Raw genomic sequence first — 8,707 nt, forward strand, 5'->3', positions numbered from 1 at the left:
GGCTTTTCTGCTCGACTTCGTTGGGGCCGCTGTGTTCGCGGATGGCGTCGGCTTCGGCTTCGGTCAGGCCGTCCAGGCGGGTGTGCAGGCGTTGCAGCAGGTCCTGGGCTTGGCTGCGGGAGGCCTGGCTCAATTGCTCGGCCAGGGTGGGCGGGACTTCGCGGGTCACCGGGGCGCTGCGGAACATGTCCATGCCCAGGCGGCGGAAGTGGCGATCCATACCGCGGGCGCGGATGAAGCTGACAAAGGTTTCTTTCAGCAGGTTCAGAGTCATGGCGTGCTTCTTTTCTTGTTGGTCTTCGTCCCGTGGACGAAGGGTTTGCATCGCGCTGGCAAGCCGGCTTGAGGGGCTTGCAGCATCAGGGTTGGCGCCGTGGCCGGCACCGACAGGAACGGGCGAGCGCCCTCGGCGCGCGCGGTCTTCGCGGGTTCATGATGGATATGTCTGTCGCATTGCAGCCTCCGCCTGGTTGAGCGGAACCCCTGTCATCGGCGCCTGATGGCGCAAGCGGACATGCCACCGCAGGGCCAGTGGCCCGGCGGGAGGCGCGGCGTCAGTCGGCAAGCAGCAAGCGGCCCGGCGCTGCACGGGGCAGGCAAGGCGGACGCGCTGGAAGATGCGTTCTGAGGCCGTGTCAGCGGCGGTCGATCGTCGATCTGTCGTTGTGAGGGAATGTCGCTATCGGCAGCAACGCTGGAACCAGCCACCGGGGTGGCCGTGCGCTACCGACATGAGATGCCGTCATCTGCCTGGTGCAAGATGACGACAGGAAGAAGTCCTGCTGAAATCCTTGCTAAGGCTTAACCCGGAATGAACCGGCAACAACTGTCACCCGAACAAGTGCCCATGAGAGGGACTCCAAAAAATGAAAACGGGCGAATTCTACGCCCGGGTAGAAAACAGGGTCAAGGCAATTCATCCCATGTTGCTAAAAATTTGTGCATCTGCAACAAGCGCGATCTGAAGCTTTTTGCTTCGTACTGGAGAACGGAGAGGTGTCGGGAAGCGCCTTTGACGCTGCTGTGCAGCACCGATTTCCGCCTGGCGAGCCTTGTCTTCCATGGTGTACGGCCTATACTCGAAACGAGGCAAGCCCCAACAAGAGAGCGCGCAGCACCCTGCGCAAGACCAATAAACTCGACAGGAGATGCATCATGCCCAACCTCATCATGAACAATCTGATGTTCTTCATTCCCATGACGGTGGCCGGATTGTTGCTATGCGGGGAGGTGCCGGTGGCCTCGCGGGTAGTTCGTACCAGTTTGAGAGCAGTGGGCGCGGTGTTTGGCGCGCTGCTCGCCCTTTTAGTACTGGAGGCACTGCCAGTGCTAATTTAGCGGGCTTTCTACGGCCCGCTTTGCCGCTCCTAGCGGCAATGGCCGGGGCATCGGCGCAGGCATTTTTCCAGGGAAGTTGCCTATCAGTCCGTCATGCCGATTGCCCCGCCTTGATTTCCCTAGGTCGATGTTTTCACAGTGGTCTCGTGGCGGCCCCGAAGACATCGGCCTTTTTTGCGTCCATCGTTCTGGTGAGGCGTCTGTTTCCCAACTTTTCCGATGAGGTCGCGACCTGCTGATCTTCAGGCCGCGTGCACCTTGCGTTCCAGTCTCTCGTTCCACACTACCAGGCGGTCGCGGCCGCTTTCCTTGGCGCAGTACATGGCGTGATCGGCGCGTTGCAGCCAGACGAAGTACGCCTCCATGTCGGTGGAAAAGGGCACCAGGCCGGCGCTGACGGTGCAACCGTATAAATTATTTTCATCATTGGCCGCGCGCGCGGCTTCCACCAGCCGTTGCGACAGCGCCAGGGCTTCGCCGGGCTGGATGTCGCGCAGGATCACCACGAATTCCTCGCCGCCATAGCGTCCGATCAAGTCATCTTCGCGCAGGCTGGCCCGTAGCAGTCGCGAGAAATTGCGCAGCACTTCGTCGCCGATCAGGTGGCCGTGGGTGTCGTTGATGCTCTTGAAGTGGTCCAGGTCCAGCAATAGCAGGAAGGCTTGATGGGCCGGGGCATGTCCCTGGCGGCGCCGCTCGAACTCGGCGGCGAGCAGGTTTTCCCAGTAGCGCCGGTTGAATAGCAAAGTGAGCCCATCGAGCTGGCTGACGATCTCGAACTGGCGCGAGCGCTCGGCCAGTTTCTTGGACATCGCATAGGTCGATTGGCCCAGGGCTAGCGGGTAGAGCGCCATCATCGGCAGGCAGGCGAGGATGGTGAGCAGGTCCGATTGCGGCTGGAATTGCGCGCCCAGCAACCACCAGGCCAGGATGCCAGTGCTGATGCTGGCATACAGCCCGCGCATGAACAGGCGCAGGCCGCCGGCGGCGATATTGTCCATCGACAGCATGGAGAAGATCACTGCGCTGGGCACCAGGTTGCCGTTCAGAGCGGCGATCCAGAAGCCGCCGAAGGCGGCATCGATGATGAGATTGCGGCGTTCGGCGCGATAGGGGATGGCACTCTTGAGGGCCCAGTAGCGCGCCAGATGCGGCCACAGGTAGCCGTGCGCGGCCAGCAGCAGCCACAGCGGCCAGGCGACCGGGTATTGCAGGAAGCCTGCGGCCACGCAGAAAAAGCCGATCCCCAGGCCGATCAGCCGCAAGCGAAAGATGCGCTGCACGAAGCGCACGCCCTTGCCGATCAGCGCTTGCTGCGGTGGATCGTCGGGTCGTGCCGGTCGGCGGCGATAGAGGGCAATCGGGTCGAGCAATTCGCGCAGCAGGCGCCAGTGGTCCGACCGCGATGGCCGGAGCACGCCGGAATCAGGCTTGGAACGGGATGACATGGTGATCTTTTTCTTTCGTCAAATCCGCAGAAGGGGGAAGCCGGGATCGCCGCGCGCAAGGGCTGCGGGTACGCGACAATGACTTGCGGGTTAATTCACAGTAGTGTGTGACGCAGCGTAACTCCACGGATGGGCCGGGTGCAAGCCTGGGGCGGGACGACTTGCACAAGTTTTGATATCAGAACTCTGACATCTGAGCTTTGACAACAGGGGGAAGCAGTCCTGCGCATCATGCGGCATCGGGAGCTCATCAAGTCGCTATTGTTGCACGGCAACGTGACGCCCGGATGTCCTGCTATCAGCGTTCTATGCCCGTAGCCCGGTGGCGACTTGCTATCCCCTATAATGCCTGGTCTTCATCCTGGCTCTGATTATGTTCCGCTTTCCCCGCCTGGCATCATCTTCTTCCCTGACCTTTACCACCTTTGCCCTGGCGTTGCTGACCAGTGCTGCCAGTGCGGCGCAAAGTCTGCCGCCGCCGGTGGTGGGGGCGCTGCGCGTAGCCCATATCCCGCAACAGAATACCGGTGTGCTGGTGGTCGAGGCCGACAGTGGCAAGCGCGTGCTGGTTTCCAACAATGTGAGTCAGCCGTTCAATCCGGCGTCGGTGATGAAGCTGGTGACCACCGATGCGGCGCTGGAAATCCTGGGGCCGACCTATCGCTGGAAGACCCAGGCCTATATCGACGGCACGCTCGCCAACGGCGTGCTCAATGGCGACCTGATTCTCAAGGGCGGGGGCGACCCCAAGCTGGTGTTGGAAAACTTCTGGCTGTTCCTGCGCCAGTTGCGCGCGCGCGGCATCAAGGACATCCGCGGCAATCTGGTACTGGACCGCAGCTATTTCGCCGAGTCCAGCTACGATCCCGCGCAATTCGACGGCGATCCGCAAAAGCCCTATAACGCCGGTCCCGACGCCTTGCTGTTGAATTACCGCACCCAGGCCTTCCGCTTCGAGCCGGATGTGACCAATGGCGTGGTCAATGTCAGCATGGACCCGCCCATGGCAGGTGTCACCATCACCCCGCCGCGCCTGTCGCAGGAGCCTTGCGGTGACTGGCAGGGCAAGCTGATGTTGGACAACCAGGCCAATGCCGCCAATTTCGCCGGGACCTATGCCGCCGATTGCGGGCCGCGCGTGTGGTATGTGCATCCTTATCGCATGACTAACCTGCAGTATGTCGGCGCGAGTTTCGTGCAGATGTGGGCCGAGCTGGGTGGCAGTTTTTCCGGGCGCGTGCTCAATGGACTGGTCACGCCCACGGCGCGGCTGATGGTGGAAGTGCAGTCGCCGCCGCTGCCGGAAGTCATTCGCGACATCAACAAGTACAGCAACAACTTGATGGCGCGCCAGGTGCTCTTGACGCTGGGCGCGGAGATGACGGGGCAGCCTGGCGACACCACCAATGCCGTGCGCGCGGTGCGCTCCTGGCTCAATGACAAGGGCATCGATACCAGTGCCCTGGTCATCGAGAATGGGGCGGGTCTGTCGCGCATCGACCGGGTCACGCCGCTCTTGCTGGGCAGCCTGCTGGTGCAGGCGTATCGCTCGCCGCTGATGCCGGAGTTCGTATCCTCGCTGCCGCTGGTGGGCTATGACGGCACCATGCGTCGACGTCTGAAGACGCAAAGCGTGGCCGGTCAGGCGCATATCAAGACCGGTACGCTCAACGATGTGCGTTCGATTGCGGGTTATGTACAGGCGGCTTCGGGCAAGACCTACGTGGTGGTGTTCCTGATCAATCACGCTGCGGCACCCAATGGACAGCAGGCGCAGGATGCCTTGTTGCAGTGGGTGTACGAGAATGGTTGATCGCTGAGGCAGGGGACTTAATCACCGCCACCGCCGCCACCGTCACCGCCTCCTCCACCGTCACCACCCCCACCGCAGTCGCCACCGCCGTGGCTATCACAGCCTGCGCTGCCGTGGTTGTCAGAGAGGGGGCCGGTGCCACCACTGCCGGCGTCACTCTCGCCGCTGAAGGTTTCGGGCTTGAGATTGCCGGTGATGGCCTCGATGATGGTGGCAATGACGGCCAGCCCGAACCAGACGACCATCACGATCATGAATAGCGATAGCAGGTTGCTCAGGACACGCATGTGAGAAGGGGCTGCCTGCGGCCTTTCTTGGTGTGGCGCTAGAGCAGCAGTGGTTTGTCGGAGAGCTCGTTAGTCACCTTGCCGTCGCTATCGTTCCCACGCGGCAGGACGGTCCTGAGAATGTCGTGCAAGTCCGCCAGGGCTTGCAGGGTGCTGCGCTCGTAGTGACCGTCGGCGTAGCCGGCCGTCATGGTGCGGCACAGCTGCTGCCATTGCTCGCGCGAGACCCGGGCGCTGATGCCGCGGTCGGCGATGATCTCCACCTTGCGGTCGGCCAGGTTGATGTAGACCAGCACGCCGCAGTTTTCTTCGGTATCCCAGATGCGATAGCGGGCGAACAGTTCATGCGCGCGTTGCCGCGCCGTTTCGCCGCGTCGCACCGCACCCAGCGACAGCGCGGCTTCGACGATCACCCGCACTTGCGCGCGGTGGGTCTGTTCACCCGCGCCGATGCTGGCCTGGATGGCCTTGAGCGTGCTCGAAGGGAAGGCCCGGCGGGCCGCTGCCCGGCTCATCCGCAGATGACGCAGCAGACGGACCAGCAGGGAAGGGGATGTCTTGTTGTGCGCCATGTCACCAGTCTCCCGAGGCGCCGCCGCCATCAAAAGTGCCACCGCCCCCGGAGAAGCCGCCGCCGAAGCCACCGCCGCCTCCCGAGCGCGGCCAGCCGCGTCCGGAGCTGGCCTGACGCAAGGCTTCATCGACCAGGCTGCCGATGATGACGCCGGCCGTGGTGCTGCTGCTCCGGCCCCAGTCATTGCTGGCCAGATTGTTGCGGGCAGTGCGGCGCGACTTGAGCAGCATGGCAAAGAACACCACCAGGAACAGTACGATCACCATCAGCGTGAGCCAGCCACCGCCATTATCGGCATGGGCGGCGCCGGCCTGGCGCTTGGCCGGGGGCAACTGTTCCTGTTCCAGCAGGGTGGTGATGGCGGTCACGCCCGCGGCCAGGCCGCCATAGAAATCGTTCTGGCGGAAGTGCGGGGCGATCACGTCTTCCAGGATGCGCTTGGATTGCGCATCCGTGAGGCTGCCCTGCACCCCGCGTCCGGCTTCGATGCGCAGGCGGCGCAGCGACTTGGGGTTGTCCTTGGCGACGATCAGGATCACGCCATCGTCGACACCCTTGCGCCCCAGCTTCCAGGCCTCGGCCACGCGGATGCTGTATTGCTCGATGGCTTCCGGGGCGGTGGAGGCCATCAGCAGCACCGCGATCTGGCTGCCGGTGCGCTGTTCGATCTCGGCCAGCACGCCTTCGAGTGCCTGACGCTGCTGCGCTTGCAGCAGGTGAACCTGGTCGATCACGTGGGCCGACAGCGGTGGCACTGCCACCAGGCCGTCATCGGCGCGGGCCGGGCCGACCAGGGCGATGCACGCCAGTAGCCAGCAGGTCAGGAGCAGCTTGCGCATGGCCAATCGGGCTCCCGCTTACTTGCCGAAGTTGACCGTGGGGGCGGTCGAGATGGCTTTTTCGTTTTCCACCGTAAAGGAGGGTTTGACTTCATAGCTGAACAGCTTGGCCGTGATGTTGGTGGGGAAGCTGCGGGCCAGGATGTTGTAATCCTTCACCGCGGCGATATAGCGCTGACGGGCCACGGTGATGCGGTTCTCGGTGCCTTCCAGTTGCGACTGCAGGTCGCGGAAGCTGGTGTCGGCCTTCAGTTGCGGGTAATTCTCGGAAACCGCCATCAGGCGCGACAGCGCCGAGGACAACTGACCTTGCACTTCTTGGAATTTGGCGAAAGCCTTGGGGTCGTTCAAGACCTCGGGCGTGATCTGGAAGCTGGTGGCCGCAGCGCGGGCGCGGGTCACGGCTTCCAGCGTGTCCTTCTCATGCGAGGCATAGCCCTTGACGGTGTTGACCAGGTTGGGGATCAGGTCGGCGCGGCGCTGGTATTGGTTGACCACCTCGCCCCAGGCGGCCTTGGTGGCTTCATCCTTGGCCTGGAATTCGTTGTAGCCGCAGCCGGAGAGGGTGAGGGCGGTGATGGCAATGGCCAGCCAGGCGAAGAGTTTTTTCATGTTGTCTTTCCTCGTAGCAAAAGTGAAGCAAAGGGAGCGCGTGTGACCATAAAAGCCTCGTGAAGTGCCCGATGTTCCGGGAAAACCGCTGAACATCAGTCAAAAATCGAGGTCGGGACAGGCCGGCGCGCTACAATAGCGCATCTTTCAGTTAAAGGCATCACCGTGACATTCATCGAGAAACTCAACGCCGCCTGGACCTCGCGCAATTCCCTGCTGTGCGTGGGCCTGGACCCCGACCTCAAGAAATTCCCCGCCGAGCTGCAAGGCAAGCCCGACGCCATCTTCGAATTCTGCCGCGCCATCATCGATGCCACCGCCGACGCCGCCTGTGCCTTCAAGCCACAGATCGCCTATTTCGCCGCGCTGGGCGCGGAAGAGCAACTGGAGCGCATCTGCGCCTACCTGCGCAGCCAGTACCCGGATATCCCCCTGGTGTTGGATGCCAAACGCGGCGACATCGGTGCCACTGCCGAACAATACGCGCGCGAAGCCTTCGAGCGCTATGACGCCGATGTCGTCACGGTCAGCCCCTACATGGGCTGGGATTCGGTCTCGCCCTACCTGGAATGGAAGGATCGCGGCGTGATCGTGCTGTGCCGCACGTCCAATGCCGGTGGCTCGGACCTGCAATTCCTGGAAGTCGATGGCAAGCCGCTGTACCAGCACGTGGCGCGCCTGGTGGCCGAGAAATGGAATACCAATGGCCAGTGCGGCCTGGTGGTCGGCGCCACCTTCCCGCAGGAACTGGCGCAGGTGCGCGCCATCATCGGCGACATGCCCTTGCTGGTGCCCGGCGTGGGCGCCCAGGGCGGCGACGTGCAAGCCACGGTCAACGCCGGCAAGACCGCCTCGGGTACCGGCATGATGATCAATTCTTCACGTGCCATCCTCTACGCCAAGCCCGAAGCCGGTGAGGATTTCGCCGCTGCGGCGCGCCGCGTGGCGATCGAGACGCGTGACGCCATCAACCGCTTCCGCTGATTGGCGCCAGCCAATATGAAGAAAAGGCGGCGACTCCCAGGGGAGCGCCGCCTTTTTGTTCATATTCGATGCTTTCAGTCGGCCAGCAGCTTCAGCAATCCCTTGAGCGAATGTTCGACAGTCTGGGCGCGCACCTGCTGGCGGTCGCCCTTGAACACCAAGCGCTCGGTATAGGTTTTCTCGCCCACGCGCCAGCCGAAGCAGACGGTACCCACCGGCTTGCCCGGCACGGCACCGCCCGGGCCGGCGATGCCGGTGGTGGAGACGGCCACATCCGAGTTGCTGTTGGCCACCGCGCCTTCGGCCATGGCCCCGGCAATCTCTTCGCTGACGGCGCCATGCTGGGCGATCAGGGCTTCGGAGATGTCCAGCAATTCGTTCTTGGAAGCGTTCGAATAGGTGACGAAACCGCAGTCGAACCATTCCGAGGATCCGGCGATTTCCGTGATGGCATGGGCAATGCCGCCACCGGTACAGGATTCGGCAGTGGCCAGCAGCAGGCCTTTGGATTTGAGGGTGTGGCCAACGCGGGTGGCCAGGTCCAGGGTGCTGTCCATGAGTGTCATCTCCTCGGCTGTGCCGCAGTCTGGCGCCAGGTCGCCGGCGCACTGCGGTCGGTTGATCAACAACTTGCGCGAGCTAGCATACTCCGATGTCAGGATTTGTTGTATCGGACAAAGGCCGATTGTTCACTTCCGGTTACCAATAGGTATGCCAAAACGCAAACACCAGCAGCGTATAGAAGGCTGCCACGATGTCATCCCACATCACTCCGAAAGCGCCCCTGAAATGGCGGTCGAACCAGGCAATCG

Annotated in this window: 12 protein-coding genes; 3 read left to right on the forward strand and 9 right to left on the reverse strand. The window is 62.7% G+C overall.

Going from position 1 to position 8,707, the window contains the following annotated elements:
- Window positions 1-274, reverse strand: a 274-nt coding sequence (locus tag I5W_RS00330) for a cation-transporting P-type ATPase (protein WP_044527760.1), incomplete at its 3' end; no start/stop codon positions are given.
- 642 nt (window positions 275-916) lie between these two features.
- On the reverse strand, window positions 917-1,063 hold the full coding sequence (locus I5W_RS31895) for a hypothetical protein (RefSeq protein WP_159106094.1): 147 nt from the start codon (window positions 1,061-1,063) through the stop codon (window positions 917-919).
- Between the two features lie 92 nt (window positions 1,064-1,155).
- Between I5W_RS31895 and I5W_RS00335 the strand changes: the two genes are divergently transcribed.
- Window positions 1,156-1,338: a hypothetical protein gene (locus I5W_RS00335; protein WP_017453912.1), complete on the forward strand. Its 183-nt coding sequence runs from the start codon at window positions 1,156-1,158 to the stop codon at window positions 1,336-1,338.
- Between the two features lie 242 nt (window positions 1,339-1,580).
- On the opposite strand, the gene I5W_RS00340 is transcribed toward I5W_RS00335, so the two are convergent.
- The gene (locus I5W_RS00340; RefSeq protein ID WP_044527761.1) at window positions 1,581-2,786 is read right to left on the reverse strand and encodes a diguanylate cyclase; all 1,206 of its coding nucleotides are present in this window, start codon (window positions 2,784-2,786) and stop codon (window positions 1,581-1,583) included.
- 373 nt (window positions 2,787-3,159) lie between these two features.
- Here I5W_RS00340 and dacB point away from each other — a divergent pair, with 373 nt between their 5' ends.
- Window positions 3,160-4,599 carry a D-alanyl-D-alanine carboxypeptidase/D-alanyl-D-alanine endopeptidase gene (dacB, locus tag I5W_RS00345; RefSeq protein ID WP_044527762.1) on the forward strand — a complete coding sequence of 480 codons (1,440 nt, stop codon included), beginning with the start codon at window positions 3,160-3,162 and terminating at the stop codon, window positions 4,597-4,599.
- 17 nt (window positions 4,600-4,616) lie between these two features.
- On the opposite strand, the gene I5W_RS00350 is transcribed toward dacB, so the two are convergent.
- The 4 genes from I5W_RS00350 to I5W_RS00365 are packed head-to-tail and all read right to left on the reverse strand — an operon-like array spanning window position 4,617 to window position 6,911.
- Window positions 4,617-4,886, reverse strand: a complete 270-nt coding sequence (locus I5W_RS00350; protein WP_017453908.1) for a hypothetical protein — start codon at window positions 4,884-4,886, stop codon at window positions 4,617-4,619.
- 38 nt (window positions 4,887-4,924) lie between these two features.
- Entirely contained in the window at window positions 4,925-5,458 is a 534-nt protein-coding gene (locus I5W_RS00355) for a TPM domain-containing protein (protein ID WP_044527763.1), read from the reverse strand.
- A gap of 1 nt (window position 5,459) precedes the next feature.
- Complete coding sequence (locus I5W_RS00360; protein ID WP_199901683.1) at window positions 5,460-6,299, reverse strand: TPM domain-containing protein; 840 nt, start codon at window positions 6,297-6,299, stop codon at window positions 5,460-5,462.
- 18 nt (window positions 6,300-6,317) lie between these two features.
- Window positions 6,318-6,911, reverse strand: coding sequence for a LemA family protein (locus tag I5W_RS00365; protein WP_017453905.1), 594 nt, complete (start codon window positions 6,909-6,911; stop codon window positions 6,318-6,320).
- Between the two features lie 165 nt (window positions 6,912-7,076).
- Between I5W_RS00365 and pyrF the strand changes: the two genes are divergently transcribed.
- Window positions 7,077-7,895 (forward strand): orotidine-5'-phosphate decarboxylase, encoded by an 819-nt coding sequence (gene pyrF / locus I5W_RS00370; RefSeq protein ID WP_017453904.1) that lies wholly within the window; start codon window positions 7,077-7,079, stop codon window positions 7,893-7,895.
- 74 nt (window positions 7,896-7,969) lie between these two features.
- Here pyrF and I5W_RS00375 read toward each other — a convergent pair whose 3' ends face one another.
- Complete coding sequence (locus I5W_RS00375; protein WP_017455489.1) at window positions 7,970-8,452, reverse strand: CinA family protein; 483 nt, start codon at window positions 8,450-8,452, stop codon at window positions 7,970-7,972.
- A gap of 142 nt (window positions 8,453-8,594) precedes the next feature.
- Window positions 8,595-8,707 (reverse strand): phosphatidylglycerophosphatase A (locus I5W_RS00380; protein ID WP_044527765.1); only part of this gene is annotated, 113 nt, incomplete at its 5' end.

This window comes from Herbaspirillum sp. B65 (genome assembly GCF_000333555.1).
In the GTDB taxonomy this organism is placed as follows: Bacteria; Pseudomonadota; Gammaproteobacteria; order Burkholderiales; family Burkholderiaceae_D; genus Herbaspirillum; species Herbaspirillum rubrisubalbicans.

Bases quoted from the DNA above. Each gene is read 5' to 3' on its own strand.
- I5W_RS00360 (WP_199901683.1), bottom strand. From the start codon at position 6,299: ATGCGCAAGCTGCTCCTGACCTGCTGGCTACTGGCGTGCATCGCCCTG.
- I5W_RS00340 (WP_044527761.1), bottom strand. From the start codon at position 2,786: ATGTCATCCCGTTCCAAGCCTGATTCCGGCGTGCTCCGGCCATCGCGG.
- I5W_RS31895 (WP_159106094.1), bottom strand. From the start codon at position 1,063: ATGGAAGACAAGGCTCGCCAGGCGGAAATCGGTGCTGCACAGCAGCGT.
- I5W_RS00350 (WP_017453908.1), bottom strand. From the start codon at position 4,886: ATGCGTGTCCTGAGCAACCTGCTATCGCTATTCATGATCGTGATGGTC.
- I5W_RS00355 (WP_044527763.1), bottom strand. From the start codon at position 5,458: ATGGCGCACAACAAGACATCCCCTTCCCTGCTGGTCCGTCTGCTGCGT.
- I5W_RS00335 (WP_017453912.1), top strand. From the start codon at position 1,156: ATGCCCAACCTCATCATGAACAATCTGATGTTCTTCATTCCCATGACG.
- dacB (WP_044527762.1), top strand. From the start codon at position 3,160: ATGTTCCGCTTTCCCCGCCTGGCATCATCTTCTTCCCTGACCTTTACC.
- I5W_RS00375 (WP_017455489.1), bottom strand. From the start codon at position 8,452: ATGGACAGCACCCTGGACCTGGCCACCCGCGTTGGCCACACCCTCAAA.
- I5W_RS00365 (WP_017453905.1), bottom strand. From the start codon at position 6,911: ATGAAAAAACTCTTCGCCTGGCTGGCCATTGCCATCACCGCCCTCACC.